Below are 18,275 nucleotides of genomic sequence, written 5' to 3'. Positions count from 1 at the left end.
CGCAACCGCATCCATCCCCCGGAAGCCCCTTACGCCGCCGCGTCGAACCCGGTGTCGCGGGCCAGCTTCTTCAGTTCGAGGAGGGCGTGCTTCTCGATCTGGCGGATGCGCTCGCGGGTCAGGCCGTGCTCCTTGCCGACCTCGGTCAGGGTGCGCTCGCGGCCGTCCTCGATGCCGTACCGCATCTTGATGATGGAGGCCGTGCGCTGGTCCAGGCGGCCGATCAGGTCGTCCAGTTCCTCGCTGCGCAGGAGGGTGAGGACGGACTGCTCGGGGCTGACCGCCGACGTGTCCTCCAGCAGGTCGCCGAACTGGGTCTCGCCCTCGTCGTCCACCGGCATGTTCAGCGAGACCGGGTCGCGGGCCCAGTCGAGGACGTCGATGACGCGCTCCGGTGTGGCGCCCAGCTCCGCGGCGATCTCCGCGGGCTCCGGGTCGCGGCCGTTCTCACGGTTGAACTCGCGCTGTACGCGGCGGATGCGGCCCAGCTCCTCCACGAGGTGGACGGGGAGCCGGATGGTGCGGGACTGGTCGGCGATGGAGCGGGTGATCGCCTGGCGGATCCACCAGGTGGCGTACGTCGAGAACTTGAAGCCCTTGCGGTAGTCGAACTTCTCGACCGCGCGCACCAGGCCGGCGTTGCCCTCCTGGATCAGGTCGAGCAGGGGCAGGCCACTGCGCGGGTAACGCCGGGCGACCGCCACGACCAGGCGGAGGTTGGAACGGATGAAGATGTCCTTCGCCCGCTCACCAGCGGCGACCAGCGCCTGGAGCTCCTCGCGGGAGGCGTCCGAAGCAGACTCCTCCTCACCGTCGAGGATCTGCTGCGCGAAGACACCCGCCTCGATGGTCTGGGAGAGCTCGACCTCCTTTGCGGCGTCGAGCAGCGGCGTACGCGCGATCTCGTCGAGGTACATGCCGACCAGGTCGCGGTCCGCGATCTCGCCGCCATGAGCGCGAACACTGCTTGCCGAGTCGGCCGTCTCGCCGGTGGCGGACTGACGACGGGCGACGGCACGGGTTGCCATGCGTGCTCCCTTGCGATGGTGGGCTGGCGGGTGGTCCTGCGAACGCTCGGCACTGGCGGGGACCGTCTCCGGGACTCCTAGCGAGTCCTCTGCGACTCTCTCCGGGTGCCCTGCATCCGTGGGAAACAACGACTGGAATCCGGACAGAATTCCCAACCCGCCCCCCAATTTTTCTGATCATGCAGTACCCTGCTCCGCCACACTGCGAGGCGAGATGCTCACGAAACGTACAGAGGTGCAGGTCAGACCGGGAGTCGCGGGGAACCCCAACGCCCTCACGGCGATCTGCCACCACTCACTACGTGAGACGGCCATCACAGTCGATACCGCGATCTTCACTCCGGAAGAGCGCCGCCCTTGGCTGCTCCCCCACCCGGAAGACGGCCCGCACCGCCTGATGGTTGCCACGGAAACGGCACCGGAGGGCGACTCACAGCGAATTCCTGGGCACGCCACATCCAACCCTTACCGCCCGAAGCCCGCACATGTCACATCCATCGAGGTCTGCAGCTCAGCCGAACTGCACCGACCGCTTCGCCATCCCCATCCAGAAGCCGTCGATCACGGACCTCTGCGCATCCGGCTCCCCGCCCGCCCCGGCGGCACCCATGGTGACGAACAGTGGGGCGAAGTGTTCGGTGCGCGGGTGGGCGTAGCGGCCGGCCGGCGCCTTGTCGAGGAAGTCCAGCAGGGCGTCCCAGTCGCGTTCCTCCAGGGCGCGGCGGCCCCAGTCGTCGAACTCCGAGGACCAGCTCGGCACGCCGCCGCCGGTGTGCCGCAGGGCGGCGAGGTTGTGGGTGAAGAAGCCGGAGCCGACGATCAGCACGCCCTCGTCGCGCAGGGGGGCGAGCTTGCGGCCGATGTCCATCAGGCGGGCCGGGTCGAGGGTGGGCATGGAGATCTGCAGGACGGGGATGTCGGCGGCCGGGAACATCTCGACGAGGGGGACGTAGGCGCCGTGGTCGAGGCCGCGGTCGGGGATGTCCTGGACGGGGGTGCCGGGGGCGCGCAGCAGCTTGCGGACGGATTCGGCCAGTTCGGGGGCGCCGGGGGCGGCGTAGCGCACCCGGTAGTAGTGCTCGGGGAAGCCCCAGAAGTCGTGGACGAGGGGGACGGTCCGCACCGCGCCGAGCGCGAGGGGGGCCTCCTCCCAGTGGGCGGAGACCATGAGGATCGCCTTGGGGCGGGGCAGGTCCGCGGACCAGGCGGCGAGCTGACCGGGCCAGACGGGGTCGTCGGCGAGTGGCGGGGCGCCGTGGCCGAGGTACAGGGCGGGCATGCGCTGCGGCCCGGTGGCCGGCTTCTGCCGTGCGGTGGTGGACATGACTAAAGCTCCGATGCGCTGACTGCTTTAACTCTCAAGTTCCACTCCACACCGTACGCCCGGCTTGTTTAAAGTTTCAAGGAGTCGACTCGTACAGTGGGACCCATGAACACGGCATCCGACTCCGCCGCACAGCCCCGCTGGCTCACCGACGAGGAACAGCGCCTCTGGCGCGCCTACCTGCACGCCACCACCCTGCTGGAGGACCACCTCGACCGGCAGCTGCAGCGCGACGCGGGAATGCCGCACATCTACTACGCCCTTCTCGTCGGCCTCGCCGAGGCCCCGCGCCGCCGGCTGCGGATGACGGAGCTGGCGATGCAGGTGAAGATCACCCGCTCCCGGCTGTCGCACGCGATCGCGCGGCTGGAGAAGAACGGCTGGGTGCGCCGCGAGGACTGCCCCTCGGACAAGCGCGGCCAGTTCGCGGTGCTCACCGACGAGGGTGCCGAGGTGCTGAAGCGCACCGCGCCCGGCCATGTGGCCGCCGTACGGCAGGCGATGTTCGACCGGCTCAGCCCCGAGCAGCAGAAGGCCCTCGGCGAGATCATGGAGATCATCGCCGAGGGCCTCCAGCCCGATGAAGCGGGTGCGGACCTGCCCTGGCTCCGCTGATTCACCTGACTCACCGCAGGACCGGTCAGTGGGCCAGCACCGGTACCGGCGCCTCGTCCTCCGCGCCCTCGCCGGAGATCACCTCGGTGGTGTCCGGGCGGCCGGCGTTGACGAAGGTGAAGGCGATCAGGGCGGCCAGGCCCAGGATGCCGACGGCGAACCAGATCGCCGTGCTGTAGCCGTGCACCATGGCCTGGAGCCCGACCAGCCGCTGCTGCGGCTTGGTGGCGGCGCCGGCGATGTGGTCCTTGAAGTAGGACGTCTTCGCGGACGCGGCGATGGTGTTCAGCAGGGCGGTGCCGATCGCGCCGCCCACCTGCTGCGAGGTGTTGACCATGGCGGAGGCGACACCGGCGTCCCGGGGCTCGACCCCCTGGGTGGCCAGCGACATCGCCGGCATGAACGCCGTGCCCATGCCGAGGCCGAGCAGCACCATCGCGGGCAGCAGGAGCAGGCCGTACGAGGAGTCGGTCTTCAGCTGGGTCAGCAGCAGCATGCCGAGGCCGGCGGCCAGGAAGCCGGGGCCCATCAGCAGCCGGGCCCGGATCCGGGTCATCAGCCGGGTGCCGATCTGGGTGGAGCCGGTGATCATGCCGGCCACCATCGGCAGGAAGGCGAAGCCGGTCTTGACCGGCGAGTAGCCCTTCACGACCTGCAGGTAGTAGGTCAGGAAGAGGAACAGGCCGAACATGCCGATGATCGCGAGGCCGAGGGAGAGATAGATGCCGCCGCGGTTGCGGTTGCTGACCACGCGCAGCGGCAGCAGCGGGGCCTTGACCCGGGACTCGACGATCACGAAGGCGAGCAGCAGCACCACGGACGCCACGAACATGGCCACGGTGACCGCGTCGCCCCAGCCGTCGGACTCGGCACGGGTGAAGCCGTAGACGAGGGCGGCCAGACCGAGGGTGGACAGCAGGACGCCCGGGATGTCGAGCGGGTTGCGGTTGCGGCTGCCCTCCGGCTCGCGGATGACGAACCAGGCGCCGAGCGCGGCGACGACGGCGAACGGGACGTTCACGAAGAAGGTCCAGCGCCAGTTCAGGTACTCGGTGAGGAAACCGCCGAGGATCAGGCCGACGGCACCGCCGCCGCCCGCGATGGCGCCGTAGATGCCGAACGCCTTGGCGCGCTCCCTGGCGTCCGTGAACATCACGGCGAGCAGCGACAGCGCGGCCGGGGCGAGCAGGGCGCCGAAGACACCCTGCAGGGCGCGGGCGCCGAACATCATCGGGCCGGTGGTCGCGGCACCGCCGAGCGCGGAGGCGAGGGCGAAGCCGGCCAGGCCGGTGACGAAGGCACGCTTGCGGCCCCACTTGTCGGCGATACGGCCGCCGAACAGCAGCAGACCGCCGAAGGCGAGGGCGTAGGCCGTGACGACCCACTGCCGGTTGCCGTCGGATATGCCGAGGTCGGTCTGGGCGGAGGGCAGGGCGATGTTCACGATGGTGGCGTCGAGGACGACCATCAGCTGGGCGAGCGCGATGAAGACGAGCGCCTTCCAGCGGTTGGCGTCGCCGGCGCGTACGGCGAAGCCGGTCGGCGCGGTGGTGCGGGGAGCCTGGCGGGCTGTTTCGGACATGGAGGTACCCACTTCGGGACTTCGTGACGGGAAAATGCCAGGAGAACGGCCGTGGCGGAAAAGGTGCGGCCGTGTCTGCTGCCGTAGGGACGGACTGAGGGAAGGGCTGAGGGAAGGACTGGGGGAACGGCTGGGAGAAGGACTGAGGGAACGGCTGGGGGAAGGACTGAGGGAACGGCTGGGGGAAGGACTGAGGGAACGGCTGGGGGAAGGACTGACGGAAGGACTGGGGCTGGCGGCCGAACTAATCGGTCAGCACGCGCGCAGCTCCTTGAGGGTCACGGCCTCGCCCGGCAGGGCGGAGCGGGCGGGCGCCCGCAGGCCGTCGAGGAAAAGCTGAAGGTGGCGGTGGACGAAACGGTCGCCGCGCAGGCAGTCCGTGCCGGCCGGGGGCCGGCTCAGCTGGGCCGCGACGATCAACAGGTCGCCGACGCCGACGTCGGGCCGGAGCTGTCCGGCCGCCTTGGCCCGGGCCATGACCTCCTCGACGAGCTCTTCGACGCGCACGCGGGAGGCGTCCAGGTCGGGGTGGTGCTGGTCGAACGTGCCGGAGATCATCGGGCACAGCGCGCTGATCCGCTCGTCGGCGGCGGCGTGCACGAAGCGCTCCAGCGCGGCGAAGGCGTCCCCGGTCTCGGCGAGGGCCGCTTCGGCCGCCTCGGCCGTACGGTCCATGACGGAGCAGACGACCTCGCGGACGAGGGCCTCGCGGTCGGGGAAGTTGCGGTACACCGTGGCGTTGCCGACGCCGGCCCGGCGGGCGATCTCGTCGAGCGGCACGTCCGGGCCGTGCTCGACGAACATCTCCCGGGCGGCGGTGACGATCCGCTCCCGGTTGCGCAGGGCGTCGGCGCGGGGCCGGGGCGCCTTGCGCGGTGCGGGGGTGGTCGCGGTCGGCACGGTGGACTCCTCGGTGCTGGTGGCTCTGCCGGTGCTGGCCCGGCGGCAAGGGGGGCGATCCGGGGAGACAGTCCCCGTTTCGCTCGGACACAGGGCTAAACGGGGAAACGCTCCCCGGTTATTTCCCGTCAGGGAAAAGAACCCTGTGACCTGAGCCACACAGCCACACTCGCCGGCCCCACTCCTCGCCCGCCGGGATTCACCCCCCTGCGGACCGGCATTCGCACGATCGGTCTCCTCCAGCGCGCGGCCCCCACCCCGCCGACACAGGGTGAGCGCAAGGGTGCAGCCGGAGACCGGCGGCTGCCGTGGAGCGAAGGGCCCATGCATGCAGCCGCAGCCGCCCCGCCGCATATCCCTTCCCCACGGGCGCCTCCCCGACCAGGGCCGCACCCAGGGCCGCCCGCCCGGCGGGGGTCACCCGCAGGGATCGCGGGGCCGCGCCCCCCGCGCGGGCCGCGGCCGCACACGCAGCCGCATACGCCCGCGCCGGGCGGCCGCCCTCGCCGCGGTGACCGCACTGACCCTCGCGGTCAGCACCTCGGCCGGGACCGGACACCTGACGGCGCCCACCACCGCAGGGGCCATCGGCATGGCCCGCTCCGCCACCCTCGCCCCCTGTACGGTCCACGGCGGTCTCGACGTACAGATGACCGAGGGTCTGCCCACCCCGCACGGCTACGCCCGCTCCACGGGCACGGTCCACGCCCTGACCCTGATGGTCGACTTCTCCGACGCGCCCGGGCAGGGCAGCGCCATGGACCGCTTCCACGAGTTCTTCCCGCAGACCCAGGAGTGGTTCCGCACCGCGTCGTACGGCCGCCTGGACTACCGGCCGGCAACGCCGATCCCCGGGTGGCTGCGCATGCCCAAGTCCTTCAAGGAGTACGGCATCGAGCGCGGCGCGCCCTTCGATCCCGGCTACCGGCAGCTGGTGCAGGACATCGTGGACGCGGCCGACCCGGCCGTGGACTTCCGCTCGTACGACCTCTTCAACATCCTGATCACCCCGAACGCCGGCCCCTCCGCGCTGGACACCGTCCTGTCCGTGACCTTCGCCGGCAACACCGACGCCCCGGTCGCCGACGGCGTCCCCATCGCCAACGCGTCCTTCGTCTACTCCCGCCAGGACGACGGCTCCGGTTCCTACGGCCGCACCGGCTACCGGGTGATGCCGCACGAGAACGGCCACACCTTCGGCCTGCCCGATCTGTACACGCAGGAGGGCGGGGGCGCGGTCGGGCACTGGGACATCATGAGCGAGGACTGGGGAGCGAACAACGATCTGCTCGCCTGGCACAAGTGGAAGCTGGGCTGGCTGGACAGCTCCCAGGTGGGCTGCGCGGCGGCGCGGGGCAGCGCCGAGTACCGGCTGACGCCGCTGTACAAGCCCGGTGGCGGGAAGCTGGTCCTGGTCCCCGTCGACGGCCACAGCTCCTACGCGCTGGAGGTGCGCGAGCAGGGCGGCAACGACGAGGCGGTCTGCCGCCCGGGCCTGCTGATCTACAAGGTCGACGGCACGATCGACACCGGGCGCGGTCCCGTCCGGGTCTACGACAGCCACCCCCACAGCGGCGGCTGCACCCGCAGCCCCAACGTCCAGGCAGAACTCTCCGACGCCCCCTTCTCCCCCGGCACCGCATTCAAGGACCCCGGCCACGGCATCACCGTCCAGGTGATCGGCAAGGAGGAGGACGGCGCCTACCGGGTGCGGGTCACGCGGGCGTAGGACATCAAACCCCTTGCTGCGCGGGGGGGCGGCCTGGACCGGCTCACCCGCGCCCTGCTGTGATCGGGGGAATGAATTCCATCGGAGATCACCGTCAGCCCGTTCGGCCGGCCGCGTCCGCCGGCGGTGACAGGCGATGAGCACCGCCCGTGCGCGGCTGCTCGACCTGGGAGCGATGCGCGAGGTCGTACGCGTCTCCGTGCCGCTGATGTTCGGCATGGTCGGCAACCTGGTCCTGATGCTGGTCGACCGGATCTGCCTGGCCCGCTACTCGCAGGACGCCCTCAAGGCGTCCGGGCCCGCCGTGTTCACCGCGACCACGGTGATCATGGTGACCACGGGGGCGGTCGGCATCACCCGCTCCTATGTGGCGCAGGCCCACGGCCGCGGTGACGAGCGCGGCGCGCTGGACGAGGGCGTCAACGGGTTCGTCCTCGGCCTGCTGCTCTCCGCGCTGCTGCTGGCCGCCACCCCGCTGCTGACCCGGGTGCCGCAGCTGAGCGGGCAGCCCGCGCACATCGAGACGCTGGAGGCGCAGTTCCTGGGCCTGTCCCCCCTCTACGGCTCCGTCATGACCCTCAACATGGCACTGTCGTCGTACTTCAACGGGATGGGCCGGACCCGGATCCCGATGACCGTCGGCATCATGTGTGGACGGTCTTCTCCGCCTTCGAGGCGGCGATGGCGGCGGTGTGCCTGTGGCGCGTCCGGCGCGCCGTCGCCGGCGAGGAGAACAGGCTCCACACAGGCGGTCCGGTCCGGCAGACCGCCTGATGCGTCCGCACAACCGGTCGCCGGGGCGGCCCCGTTCACCGCGCGGAGTGACGGGCGTCACTTTGGAGGGGTCTTGGTGGAGAGGCGCTCCCCGTGTCACTATTTCTGCACGACGAGCCTGCCCAAAATCCGCCAGAGCGCTGTGGGTTGAGCGTCCGACCGCCGATCCGCACGGGTACGGCCGAGCCCTCTTCGGTGCTTCACCTCTTCCCCCTCCGCACGCGCCGTCGCGGTACGCATTCACCGCCGGCTGCCGGCGGCTCAAGAGGTGGCCGCCCCATTCTCCCGCATCGCCGGTGACATGCGCGTCACCGGCATCGGCAGCCATCGCCGCCTGCGACGTCGCGTTGTGCTCCGCCTTGCACCCACGTCTGTACGCCGTGATCAACAAATGGAGGAAGAATGTCAGAATCCGCTGAGTTGACGGACCTTTACTCGGCCGTCGAGGAAACGGCTCGGGTGATGGGCGTAGCGTGCTCACGTACCAAGGTCTGGCCTGTCCTGACCGCGTACCAGCATGTGATGGCCCAGGCCGTGATTTCCTTCCGGGCGCAGACCGGCCCGCGCGGCACCGGGGATCTCGACTGCCGCTGGACGATGCTTCCCAAGGACCTCGATCCGTACGCCGTCGCTCTGGCCGACGGTCTCGCCGCGAAGACGGACCACCCGGTCGGCACCCTGGCGGAGCAGATCCACCGTCAGTTCCCCGTCAACGGGTACGGCTTCGACTTCGGAGTCGCCGGCGGTTTCAAGAAGACCTGGTCCTTCTTCGACGCGGCCGCCCCGCACTCGGTGGCGGCGCTCGGCGACCTTCCGTCGATGCCGCGCAGCGTGTCGGAGAACCTCGGCTTCTTCACGAGGCACGGCCTGGCCGACCTGGTGAACACGGTGGGGATCGACTACGCGAAGCGCACGGTGAACCTGTACTTCGCCCGGCCGTCGGCGGAAGCCTTCGCGCCGGAGGGCATCCAGTCGCTGCTCCGTGACGCCGGCCTGCCCGAGGCGAGCGAGCAGTTGCTGCGCTTCTCCGAGCAGGCGTTCGGTGTCTACACCACCATGAGCTGGGACACCCCGAAGGTCGAGCGGGTCACGTACGCCGCCAGGACCGTGGATCCGCTGGGGCTGCCCGTGGACATCGACCCGAGCCTCGCGCGGCTCGTGAACGAGGCTCCCTACGACACCACCGGCCGGCAGTTCGTCTACGGGGTCTCGGCAACGCCCAAGGGCGAGTTCCACAAGATCCAGTCGTACTACCAGTGGCACGACCGGGTGGTGTCGATGCTGGAGCCTGTCGACGCCTGACAGGCCGTCCGCCGGCGCTGGGAAGTCAAGGGCCTGCGGGGAGACGCCACGGTGTCTCCCCGCAGGCCCTTCTGTGTCCGACACGGTTGCCGTACGGCCGTCACCCGCGCAATCGGTGAAGTCCGACGAACTCTGGATGACGCGATCTCAATGCAGAAAAGACAATGGGGGCTGAGTGCGTTGACTCTACCGACCTCGGCGGAGGGGATATCGGAAAGCCGCCTGGCTCGCTCGGTCGGAATCGGCCGCGCCCACGCCAAGGCCATCGTGCTGGGCGAGCACGCGGTCGTCTACGGAGCCCCGGCGCTCGCCCTTCCGGTTCCGCAACTGACCGTCACGGCAAACGCCGGGTGGTCTGCCCGCTCCTGCGACGACACGGGCGATGTCTCCCTGACGACGACCGGTTCCGCGGCGCGGCCGAGGGAAACGCAGGCCTCCGACGGTCTGCGCCGGCTGACCGCCGAGTTCCGGGCGGCCATGGGTCTGACCGAGCCACTGCACCTCGATCTGATCATCGACTGTGCGATCCCGGCCGGCCGGGGGCTCGGTTCCAGCGCGGCGTGTGCGCGCGCGGTCGTTCTCGCGCTGGCCGATCTCTTCGACCGTGACGTATCGCCGCAGACGGCGTTCGACCTGGTGCAGACGGCCGAGAACGTGGCGCACGGCCGGGCCAGCGGCGTGGACGCCCTGACCGTCGGCGCCCGCACCCCGCTGCTGTTCCAGGCGGGCGAAGCCCACGAACTGGCCGTCGGCTGCGACGACTTGTGCATCGTCGCGGACAGCGGCGAGATGGGCAGGACGAAGGACGCGGTCGAGCTGTTGCGTGCGGCGTTCCAGCGGCGTTCCGGGGCACGGGAGCAATTCGTGCGCCGGGCATCGGAACTGACCGACGAGGCCAGGCAGGCCCTGGCCGACGGCGAGTCGGCGCAGTTCGGCGCGCGGCTCACGGCGTACCACGAACTGCTCCGCACGGCCGGCCTCAGTACCGGCCGGATCGACGCGATGGTCGAGGCCGCGCTCACGGCGGGCAGCCTCGGAGCCAAGATCACTGGTGGGGGCATGGGCGGCTGCGTGATCGCACTGACCCGGCCCGAGCACGCGAGAGAGGTCACCCGGGGTCTGCGGCAAGCAGGCGCCGTGCAGACCTGGGAGGTACCGCTGAGGGGGCACGCCGACCATGCACGCTGAACATCCGACCACTGCCGTCCGAACCCGGGAGCCGGGGACCGAGGGCTGCGCCACGGCCGTGGCGCACCCGAACATCGCGCTGATCAAGTACTGGGGCAAGCGCGACGAGCGGCTCGTGCTGCCGCGGACCGACAGCCTGTCACTGACCCTGGACGTCTTCCCGACGACCACCCGCGTCCGGCTCGCTCCCGGGGCGCTGCACGACGAAGTGACGTTCGGCGGCGTGCCCGCGCAGGGCGAGGCGCGGCGCCGGATCATCGCCTTCCTCGAACTGGTGCGGGAGCGGGCCGGGCTCCCCCACCGGGCCGTCGTGGACACCGAGAACACCGTTCCCACCGGGGCGGGCCTGGCGTCCTCGGCCAGCGGGTTCGCCGCCCTCGCCGTCGCCGCGTCCGCCGCGTACGGGCTCGGCCTCGACCCCACCGCGCTGTCCCGCCTGGCCCGGCGGGGCTCCGGGTCGGCTTCGCGGTCGATCTTCGGCGGCTTCGCGATCTGGCACGCCGGCCGGGACTCCGACCCGGACCCGGACCTCGGCTCCTACGCCCAGCCGGTGCCGGCCGGGGACCTCGACCCGGCGCTGGTCGTCGCGGTGGTCGACGCGGGGCCCAAGAGCGTCTCCAGCCGTGAGGCCATGCGGCGGACCGTGGACACGTCGCCGCTGTACCGGTCATGGGCCGCCTCCAGCGAGGACGACCTCGCCGATATGCAGCGGGCGCTGCTGAGGGCCGACCTCGACGCGGTCGGGGAGATCGCGGAACGCAACGCGCTCGGTATGCACGCGACGATGCTGGCGGCCCGTCCGGCGGTGCGGTACCTGTCGCCGGCCACGCTCACCGTGCTCGACAGCGTGCTGCAGCTCAGGCGGGACGGCGTACCGGCGTACGCGACCATGGACGCCGGGCCGAACGTCAAGGTGCTCTGCCGTCGCACGGACGCCCACCAGGTGGCCGGGGCGGTGCGCGCTGCCGCCCCGGGGGGCTCGGTGCACATCGCCGGGCCGGGCCAGGGCGCCCACCTGCTCGACGAGGCGCCATGACGTCCCGCCCGGGAACCGTCGTCCGGCGGGCGCCGGGCAAGCTGTTCGTCGCGGGCGAGTACGCGGTGGTGGAACCCGGCAACCCGGCGATCCTGGTGGCGGTCGACCGGCATGTCACCGCCACCGTGTCCCCCGTCGGAACCGGCGTGGTGATCTCCTCCGATCTCGCCGCGCGGCCGGTGCGCATGCGCTGGCAGGACGGCGGGCTCGGCGGACACGACGCGACCGACGAGCAGCGCGCCCGCGCCGGCCTGGCACACGTGGTGTCGGCCGTCGAGACGGTGGGCCGGCTGCTGGCCGAACGCGGCCTGTCCGCGCCCGCTTTCGAAGTCTCCATCGGCAGCCGTCTGCACGACAACGGCACCAAGTTCGGCCTGGGTTCCAGTGGCGCGGTCACGGTGGCGACCGTCGCGGCCGTGGCGTCCTTCTGCGGTCTGCGGCTGTCGCCCGACGCCCGGTTCCGGCTGGCCATGCTCGCGACGGCCGGCATCGACACCAAGGCCTCCGGCGGTGATCTCGCCGCCAGCACATGGGGCGGCTGGATCGCCTATCAGGCACCCGACCGGGCCGCGGTCCTCGACCTGGCCCGGCGCCGGGGCATCGAGGAGGCGCTGCGCGCCCCCTGGCCGGGTTTCGGCGTACGCCGGCTGCCGCCGCCGAACGGCCTCTCACTGGAGGTCGGCTGGACCGGAACACCCGCCTCCACCGCATCCCTCGTGTCCGACCTGAACCGGCGGACCTGGCGGGGCACCGCATCCCACCAGAGGTTCACGCAGACCACCACCGACTGTGTGCGCGCCTCGGTCTCCGCCCTTGAGCGAGGCGACCGCGGGGAACTGCTGTACCAGATCCGGCGCGCCCGGCACGCGTTGGCCCAGCTGGACGACGAGGTCGGGCTGGGCATCTTCACGCCCGCGCTGACGGCACTGTGCGACGCCGCCGAAGCCGTCGGCGGCGCGGCCAAGCCCTCGGGCGCGGGGGGCGGCGACTGCGGCATCGCGCTGCTGGACGCCGAAGCGGCGCCGCAGGTCTCTCAGCTACACCAACGGTGGGCCACGGCGGGGGTGCGCCCCCTGCCGATCCGTGCCGCCATGGAAGGGAACGAGGAATGATCGCTCAACGCAAGGACGACCACGTCCGGCTCGCTGTGGAGCAGCAGCACGGCCACATCGGACGCAACCAGTTCGACGAGGTGTCGTTCGTCCACCACGCCCTGGCCGGCGTCGACCGGCCGGACGTGTCGCTGGCCACGGCCTTCGCCGGGATCGCCTGGCAGGTGCCGCTGTACATCAACGCGATGACCGGCGGCAGCACCAAGACCGGTGAGATCAACCGGGACCTGGCCATCGCCGCTCACGAGACCGGCGTGCCCATCGCGTCGGGTTCCATGAGCGCGTACTTCAAGGACCCGTCGTGCGCCGACACGTTCCGCGTGCTGCGCCAGAAGAACCCGGACGGGTTCGTCCTGGCGAACGTCAACGCGACGGCCTCGGTGGAGAAGGCGCAGCGGGCCGTCGACCTGCTGCAGGCCAACGCCCTGCAGATTCACGTCAACACGGCGCAGGAGACCGTGATGCCGGAGGGCGACCGCTCCTTCTCGGCCTGGGTCCCGCAGATCGAGCGGATCGCGGCGGCGGTCGACGTACCCGTGATCGTCAAGGAGGTCGGGTTCGGTCTCAGCCGTGAGACCGTCCTGATGCTGCGGGAACTGGGCGTGCGGGTGGCGGACCTCGGCGGCCGGGGCGGCACCGACTTCGCCCGCATCGAGAACGGCCGGCGGGAACTCGCCGACTACGCCTTCCTCGAGGGCTGGGGCCAGTCCACTGCCGCCTGTCTCCTGGACACGCAGGGCGTCGGCCTTCCCGTGCTCGCCTCCGGGGGCGTCCGCAATCCGCTCGACGTGGCCCGCGCGCTGGCGCTCGGCGCGTCCGGGGTCGGGGTGTCCGGCGGATTCCTCCGCACGCTGATGGACGACGGCGTGTCGGCGCTGATCGCGCAGATCTCGACGTGGCTCGACCAGCTGACCGCGCTGATGACCATGCTCGGCGCGCGCACCCCGGCCGAACTGACCCGCTGCGACGTGCTGATCCACGGCTCTCTCCGGGACTTCTGCGCCGACCGTGGCATCGACACCGGACGGTTCGCCCGGCGTTCCGGCGGCATCGACGCCCTCACCGAGATGACGGGAAGCACACGATGACCGAGACACACGCGATCGCCGGGGTCCCCATGAAGTGGGTGGGGCCCCTGCGGATCTCGGGGAACGTCACCGACGTCGAGACCCAGGTCCCGCTCGCCACCTACGAGACGCCGCTGTGGCCCTCGGTGGGCCGTGGGGCGAAGGTCTCCATGCTGGCCGAGCGGGGCATCGTCGCCACGCTCGTGGACGAACGGATGACCCGGTCGGTGCTCGTGGAGGCGACGGACGCGCAGACCGCGTACACGGCCGCACGGAGCATCGACGCGCGGCTGGGTGAACTGCAGGAGGTGGTGCGCGGCTGCAGCAGGTTCGCCGAGCTGATCGGTGTCAGGCACGAGATCAACGCCAACCTGCTGTTCGTCCGGTTCGAGTTCACCACCGGCGACGCCTCCGGGCACAACATGGCGACGCTGGCGTCCGACGCGCTCCTGCGGCATCTGCTGCAGACCATCCCTGGAATCTCCTACGGATCGATCTCGGGAAACTACTGCACGGACAAGAAGGCGACAGCGGTCAACGGCATCCTCGGCCGCGGCAAGAACGTGGTCACGGAGCTCCTCGTGCCGCGTGACGTGGTGGAGGGCGTGCTGCACACGACGGCCGCCCGGATCGCCCAGCTGAACCTGCGCAAGAACATGCTCGGCACGCTGCTCGCCGGTGGCATCCGCTCCGCCAACGCCCACTTCGCGAACATGCTGCTCGGGTTCTATCTGGCGACGGGGCAGGACGCGGCCAACATCGTCGAGGGATCGCAGGGCGTCGTCATGGCCGAGGACCGCGACGGCGACCTCTACTTCGCCTGCACGCTGCCCAACCTGATCGTGGGCACGGTGGGCAACGGCAAGGGCCTTCCGTTCGTGGAGACCAATCTGGCCCGGCTCGGCTGCAGGGCCGACCGCGCCCCCGGAGAGAACGCGCGCCGGCTCGCCGTCATCGCGGCGGCGACCGTGCTGTGTGGCGAGCTCTCCCTCCTCGCGGCACAGACGAACCCGGGCGAGCTCATGCGCGCCCACGTCCAGTTGGAACGCGGCAGCACGACGGAAAAGGTGGGTGCTCAGGCATGACCGGCGAAACGGCCATAGGAATTCACGACCTGTCCTTCGCGACGACCGAGTTCGTCCTGCCGCACACGGCGCTCGCCGAGTACAACGGCACCGACATCGGCAAGTACCACGTGGGCATCGGCCAGCAGTCGATGAGCGTGCCCGCCGCCGACGAGGACATCGTGACCATGGGCGCGACGGCCGCCGCGCCCCTCATCGCCCGGCACGGCACGGACCGCATCCGGACGGTCGTGTTCGCGACGGAGTCCTCGATCGACCAGGCCAAGGCGGCCGGTGTGTACGTCCATTCGCTGCTCGGGCTGCCGTCGGCCACCCGGGTCGTCGAACTGAAGCAGGCCTGCTACGGGGCGACGGCCGCCCTGCAGTTCGCCATCGGTCTCGTCCACCGCGACCCCGCCCAGCAGGTCCTCGTGATCGCGAGCGACGTCTCCAAGTACGACCTGGACAGCCCGGGCGAGGCGACCCAGGGTGCGGCGGCGGTGGCCATGCTGGTCGGCGCGGACCCCGCGCTGGTGCGCATCGAGGGCCCCTCGGGCCTGTTCACCGCGGATGTCATGGACTTCTGGCGTCCGAACTACCGGGACACCGCGCTGGTCGACGGGCAGGAGTCCATCACCGCCTACCTCCAGGCGGTGGAGGGCACCTGGAAGGACTACGTCGAGCAGGGCGGCCGGTCCTTCGACGGGTTCAGCGCCTTCTGCTACCACCAGCCGTTCACGAAGATGGCCTACAAGGCGCACCGCCATCTGCTGAACTTCTGCGGCTACGTCACCGACGAGGCGCAGATCGCGCGGGCCATCGGACGGACCACGGCTTACAACAGGGTCGTCGGCAACAGCTACACCGCGTCGGTGTACCTCGCCCTCGCCGCGCTGCTCGACCAGGCGGAGGACCTGGACGGCCGGTCCATCGGCTTCCTCAGCTACGGGTCCGGCAGTGTCGCCGAGTTCTTCGCCGGGACCGTCGTACCCGGATACCGGGAGCACCTGCGGACCGACGCGCACCGCGAGGCGATCGACCGGCGCCGGCCGGTGGACTACGCCGGCTACCGGGAGCTGCACGAGCGGACGTTCCCGGCCGACGGAGGCGACCACCCCGCCCCGGCACAGACCACCGGTCCCTTCCGGCTGGCCGGGCTCCGCGGTCACAAGCGCATCTACGAGCGGCGCCCGGAGGGGCGGACGGTCGCATGACCACCATCGGGATCCTCGGTACGGGTGCCTATGTGCCGGACCGGGTCGTCTCCAATGACGAGGTCGGTGCGGCGGCCGGGGTCGACGACGCCTGGATCAGCCGCAAGACCGCGATACGGGAACGGCGCTGGGCCGCGCCCGGACAGGCCACCTCGGACCTGGCCGCGGCCGCGGGACGGGAAGCGCTGCGTTCGGCCGGCATCACCGCCGGTCAGCTGTCCGCGATCGTGGTCGCGACCTCCACGCCGGACCGGCCCCAGCCGCCCACGGCCGCCTATGTACAGCATCGGCTCGGTGCGGTCGGCGCGGCGGCGTTCGACGTCAACGCCGTGTGTTCCGGCAGCGTGTTCGCGCTCTGCGCGGCCGAGGGCGTGCTCGCGAGGGGTGGCGGCCATGCGCTGGTCATCGGCGCCGACCTGTACTCGCGCATCCTGGACCCGGCCGATCGCAGGACGGTCGTGCTGTTCGGTGACGGTGCCGGCGCGCTGGTCCTGGGGCCGGCCGCCCGGGGCCCGTTCGTGCGGCATGTCGCACTGCACACGTTCGGGGAACTGGCCGGTCTGATCGAGGTGCCCGCCGGCGGCAGCCGACTGCCCTGCGACCGGTCCGCCCTCGCGGCCGGTCTGCAGTACTTCGCGATGGACGGGCGGGAGGTGCGCCGCTTCGTCATGGACCAGCTGCCCCAGCTGACCAAGCAGTTCCTCCACGAGGCCGGTGTCGTGCCCGACGATGTCAGCCACTTCGTCCCGCACCAGGCCAACGGCGTCATGCTCGACGCCGTCGCCGCGGATCTCCCGCTGCCCCGTGCCCGCATGCATCGCACGCTGGCGCACTACGGCAACACGGGCGCCGCCTCCATCCCGATCACCTTGGACGCGGCCGCCCGCGCGGGTGCCTTCCGCGCGGGCGACCTGATCCTCCTGGCCGGCTTCGGCGGTGGCATGTCGGCCGGTTTCGCGCTGGTGGAGTGGCGATGAAGAGCCTGACCGCCCGGATACCGGGCTCCAAGAGCCTGACCAATCGGCTGCTGCTGCTCGCCGCTGCCGCCGACGGCACCAGCCGCGTGCACGCTCCCCTGGTGAGCGAGGACACCATCGCGTTCCGCGAGGCGCTGCGGGTGTGCGGGATCACGGTGCAGGGCACTCCCGAGGACGACTACTGGGAGGTCACGGGCACCGGGCGCGGACCGGACGGCCCGGGCCGGCCGTGGTGCGCGGACGCCGGTACGGCCGCCCGTTTCCTGCCGCCGTTCGCAGCGACCGGCCAGGGCACCTTCCTCTTCGACGGGTCGGCGCAGCTGCGGGCCCGCCCCCAGGGCCCCCTGCTCGAAGCACTGCGCACACTGGGCGCCGACCTGGAGGCCGGCCCGGGCAACGGACTTCCCCTGCTGATCCATGCCCGTGGCCTCACGGGCGGGGAGCTGTCGGTGGACTCCTCCCTGAGCAGTCAGTATCTGAGCGGCCTGCTGATGGCGGCACCCCTGATGCGGCACGGTCTGGTGATCCGGACCGCGCGCCCGGTCAGCCGCCCGTACGTCGACATGACCGTGGCGCTGATGCGGCGCTTCGGGGCCGACGTCGACGACAGCGAGGACGGAGTCCTGCGTGTCGCACCGGGGGCGTACGACGCCACCGACGCCGTGGTCGAACCCGACGCGTCCTCGGCCTCGTACGTCTTCGCCGCGGCGGCCGTCACCGGGAGCACGGTCACCGTTCCCGGTCTGGGCGCCGGCAGCCTGCAGGGCGACCTGCGCTTCGTGGAGGTCCTGTCGCTGCTCGGGGCGGAGGTGCACGTGGACCGGGCGGCCACCACCGTGACGGGCACCGGCCGCCCGCGGGGCGGTTTCACCGTGGACATGGGTGACATCTCGGACACGTTCATGACCCTCGCCGCGATCGCTCCCCTCGCCGACGCGCCCATCACGATCCGGGGCATCGGACACGCACGGCTGAAGGAGTCCGACCGTGTCGCCGCCGTCGCGGCGAACCTGCGGGCCTGTGGCATCGAGACGGCCGAAGGGCGGGACTGGATCACCATCCATCCGGGAGTACCGCGCCGTACCCGCATCGCGTGCCGACGCGACCACCGGATCGCGATGTCGTTCTCGGTTCTCGGGCTCGCGGTGCCGGGGGCGGTCTCGTTGGACGACCCGGCGTGCGTCGGGAAGACCTTCCCGGCGTTCCACGACGAGATACGGCGTCTGTTTCCCGACCATGAACACCCGCCGTACACCGGGCGGCTGGCAGAGGAGCACCGTTGAGCAGGCTGCGTTGGCTGACCGCGGGGGAGTCCCATGGTCCGGCACTTGTCGCGACGCTGGAGGGTCTTCCCGCCGGCGTG

At 71.2% G+C, this 18,275-nt stretch carries 16 protein-coding genes and 1 pseudogene; 13 read left to right on the top strand and 4 right to left on the bottom strand.

Features of this window, described 5'->3' with window-relative positions; translation table 11 throughout:
* Positions 1–29 precede the first annotated feature (29 nt).
* On the bottom strand, positions 30–1,028 hold the full coding sequence (locus ABZ624_RS36675; RefSeq protein ID WP_360098925.1) for a sigma-70 family RNA polymerase sigma factor: 999 nt from the start codon (positions 1,026–1,028) through the stop codon (positions 30–32).
* 214 nt (positions 1,029–1,242) lie between these two features.
* On the opposite strand from ABZ624_RS36675, the pseudogene ABZ624_RS36670 reads away from it, so the two are divergent.
* A pseudogene (locus tag ABZ624_RS36670) lies at positions 1,243–1,533 on the top strand (GNAT family N-acetyltransferase); the annotation flags it as partial.
* A gap of 6 nt (positions 1,534–1,539) precedes the next feature.
* Here the strand turns inward: ABZ624_RS36670 and ABZ624_RS36665 are convergent.
* On the bottom strand, positions 1,540–2,307 hold the full coding sequence (locus ABZ624_RS36665) for a class III extradiol ring-cleavage dioxygenase (protein WP_360098957.1): 768 nt from the start codon (positions 2,305–2,307) through the stop codon (positions 1,540–1,542).
* 150 nt (positions 2,308–2,457) lie between these two features.
* Between ABZ624_RS36665 and ABZ624_RS36660 the strand changes: the two genes are divergently transcribed.
* Positions 2,458–2,967 carry a MarR family transcriptional regulator gene (locus ABZ624_RS36660; RefSeq protein WP_360098923.1) on the top strand — a complete coding sequence of 170 codons (510 nt, stop codon included), beginning with the start codon at positions 2,458–2,460 and terminating at the stop codon, positions 2,965–2,967.
* Positions 2,968–2,992: 25 nt separating this feature from the next.
* Here the strand turns inward: ABZ624_RS36660 and ABZ624_RS36655 are convergent, their stop codons facing one another.
* Together ABZ624_RS36655 and ABZ624_RS36650 are read right to left on the bottom strand one after the other, a co-directional pair.
* On the bottom strand, positions 2,993–4,549 hold the full coding sequence (locus ABZ624_RS36655) for an MFS transporter (protein ID WP_360098921.1): 1,557 nt from the start codon (positions 4,547–4,549) through the stop codon (positions 2,993–2,995).
* 252 nt (positions 4,550–4,801) lie between these two features.
* The gene (locus ABZ624_RS36650; RefSeq protein WP_360098919.1) at positions 4,802–5,449 is read right to left on the bottom strand and encodes a helix-turn-helix domain-containing protein; all 648 of its coding nucleotides are present in this window, start codon (positions 5,447–5,449) and stop codon (positions 4,802–4,804) included.
* Positions 5,450–5,777: 328 nt separating this feature from the next.
* Here ABZ624_RS36650 and ABZ624_RS36645 point away from each other — a divergent pair, with 328 nt between their 5' ends.
* The 11 genes from ABZ624_RS36645 (at position 5,778) to aroA (ending at position 18,195) form a co-directional block, all read left to right on the top strand.
* Entirely contained in the window at positions 5,778–7,178 is a 1,401-nt protein-coding gene (locus ABZ624_RS36645; protein WP_360098917.1) for a M6 family metalloprotease domain-containing protein, read from the top strand.
* A 136-nt stretch (positions 7,179–7,314) separates the two neighbouring features.
* Positions 7,315–8,103, top strand: a complete 789-nt coding sequence (locus ABZ624_RS36640) for an MATE family efflux transporter (RefSeq protein WP_360098915.1) — start codon at positions 7,315–7,317, stop codon at positions 8,101–8,103.
* Between the two features lie 251 nt (positions 8,104–8,354).
* Positions 8,355–9,254, top strand: coding sequence for an aromatic prenyltransferase (locus tag ABZ624_RS36635; protein ID WP_360098913.1), 900 nt, complete (start codon positions 8,355–8,357; stop codon positions 9,252–9,254).
* A gap of 180 nt (positions 9,255–9,434) precedes the next feature.
* Positions 9,435–10,442, top strand: coding sequence for a mevalonate kinase (gene mvk / locus ABZ624_RS36630; RefSeq protein WP_360098911.1), 1,008 nt, complete (start codon positions 9,435–9,437; stop codon positions 10,440–10,442).
* Positions 10,432–11,478 (top strand): diphosphomevalonate decarboxylase, encoded by a 1,047-nt coding sequence (gene mvaD / locus ABZ624_RS36625; RefSeq protein WP_360098909.1) that lies wholly within the window; start codon positions 10,432–10,434, stop codon positions 11,476–11,478. Before mvk ends, mvaD begins: the two co-directional genes overlap by 11 nt.
* Entirely contained in the window at positions 11,475–12,590 is a 1,116-nt protein-coding gene (locus ABZ624_RS36620; RefSeq protein ID WP_360098907.1) for a phosphomevalonate kinase, read from the top strand. The genes mvaD and ABZ624_RS36620 overlap by 4 nt, the downstream gene beginning before the upstream one ends.
* On the top strand, positions 12,587–13,678 hold the full coding sequence (gene fni, locus ABZ624_RS36615) for a type 2 isopentenyl-diphosphate Delta-isomerase (RefSeq protein ID WP_360098905.1): 1,092 nt from the start codon (positions 12,587–12,589) through the stop codon (positions 13,676–13,678). Before ABZ624_RS36620 ends, fni begins: the two co-directional genes overlap by 4 nt.
* The gene (locus ABZ624_RS36610) at positions 13,675–14,742 is read left to right on the top strand and encodes a hydroxymethylglutaryl-CoA reductase (protein ID WP_360098903.1); all 1,068 of its coding nucleotides are present in this window, start codon (positions 13,675–13,677) and stop codon (positions 14,740–14,742) included. The genes fni and ABZ624_RS36610 overlap by 4 nt, the downstream gene beginning before the upstream one ends.
* The gene (locus tag ABZ624_RS36605) at positions 14,739–15,935 is read left to right on the top strand and encodes a hydroxymethylglutaryl-CoA synthase (RefSeq protein ID WP_360098901.1); all 1,197 of its coding nucleotides are present in this window, start codon (positions 14,739–14,741) and stop codon (positions 15,933–15,935) included. Before ABZ624_RS36610 ends, ABZ624_RS36605 begins: the two co-directional genes overlap by 4 nt.
* Positions 15,932–16,912, top strand: coding sequence for a ketoacyl-ACP synthase III (locus ABZ624_RS36600; protein WP_360098899.1), 981 nt, complete (start codon positions 15,932–15,934; stop codon positions 16,910–16,912). Before ABZ624_RS36605 ends, ABZ624_RS36600 begins: the two co-directional genes overlap by 4 nt.
* Positions 16,909–18,195 carry a 3-phosphoshikimate 1-carboxyvinyltransferase gene (gene aroA, locus ABZ624_RS36595; RefSeq protein WP_360098897.1) on the top strand — a complete coding sequence of 429 codons (1,287 nt, stop codon included), beginning with the start codon at positions 16,909–16,911 and terminating at the stop codon, positions 18,193–18,195. The genes ABZ624_RS36600 and aroA overlap by 4 nt, the downstream gene beginning before the upstream one ends.
* The last annotated feature ends 80 nt before the right edge of the window (positions 18,196–18,275 follow it).

Origin of the sequence: Streptomyces sp. NPDC007205 (genome assembly GCF_040634095.1) — a bacterium.
In the GTDB taxonomy this organism is placed as follows: Bacteria; Actinomycetota; Actinomycetes; order Streptomycetales; family Streptomycetaceae; genus Streptomyces.
This window is presented reverse-complemented; position numbering and strand designations above follow the sequence as displayed.

What these genes read in the sequence shown, in the direction of transcription:
- ABZ624_RS36655 (WP_360098921.1), bottom strand. Translation starts at nt 4,549, where the DNA reads ATGTCCGAAACAGCCCGCCAGGCTCCCCGCACCACCGCGCCGACCGGC.
- ABZ624_RS36610 (WP_360098903.1), top strand. Translation starts at nt 13,675, where the DNA reads ATGACCGAGACACACGCGATCGCCGGGGTCCCCATGAAGTGGGTGGGG.
- ABZ624_RS36645 (WP_360098917.1), top strand. Translation starts at nt 5,778, where the DNA reads ATGCAGCCGCAGCCGCCCCGCCGCATATCCCTTCCCCACGGGCGCCTC.
- ABZ624_RS36675 (WP_360098925.1), bottom strand. Translation starts at nt 1,028, where the DNA reads ATGGCAACCCGTGCCGTCGCCCGTCGTCAGTCCGCCACCGGCGAGACG.
- aroA (WP_360098897.1), top strand. Translation starts at nt 16,909, where the DNA reads ATGAAGAGCCTGACCGCCCGGATACCGGGCTCCAAGAGCCTGACCAAT.
- ABZ624_RS36600 (WP_360098899.1), top strand. Translation starts at nt 15,932, where the DNA reads ATGACCACCATCGGGATCCTCGGTACGGGTGCCTATGTGCCGGACCGG.
- ABZ624_RS36665 (WP_360098957.1), bottom strand. Translation starts at nt 2,307, where the DNA reads ATGCCCGCCCTGTACCTCGGCCACGGCGCCCCGCCACTCGCCGACGAC.
- ABZ624_RS36635 (WP_360098913.1), top strand. Translation starts at nt 8,355, where the DNA reads ATGTCAGAATCCGCTGAGTTGACGGACCTTTACTCGGCCGTCGAGGAA.
- ABZ624_RS36640 (WP_360098915.1), top strand. Translation starts at nt 7,315, where the DNA reads ATGAGCACCGCCCGTGCGCGGCTGCTCGACCTGGGAGCGATGCGCGAG.
- ABZ624_RS36605 (WP_360098901.1), top strand. Translation starts at nt 14,739, where the DNA reads ATGACCGGCGAAACGGCCATAGGAATTCACGACCTGTCCTTCGCGACG.
- ABZ624_RS36660 (WP_360098923.1), top strand. Translation starts at nt 2,458, where the DNA reads ATGAACACGGCATCCGACTCCGCCGCACAGCCCCGCTGGCTCACCGAC.
- fni (WP_360098905.1), top strand. Translation starts at nt 12,587, where the DNA reads ATGATCGCTCAACGCAAGGACGACCACGTCCGGCTCGCTGTGGAGCAG.
- ABZ624_RS36620 (WP_360098907.1), top strand. Translation starts at nt 11,475, where the DNA reads ATGACGTCCCGCCCGGGAACCGTCGTCCGGCGGGCGCCGGGCAAGCTG.
- mvaD (WP_360098909.1), top strand. Translation starts at nt 10,432, where the DNA reads ATGCACGCTGAACATCCGACCACTGCCGTCCGAACCCGGGAGCCGGGG.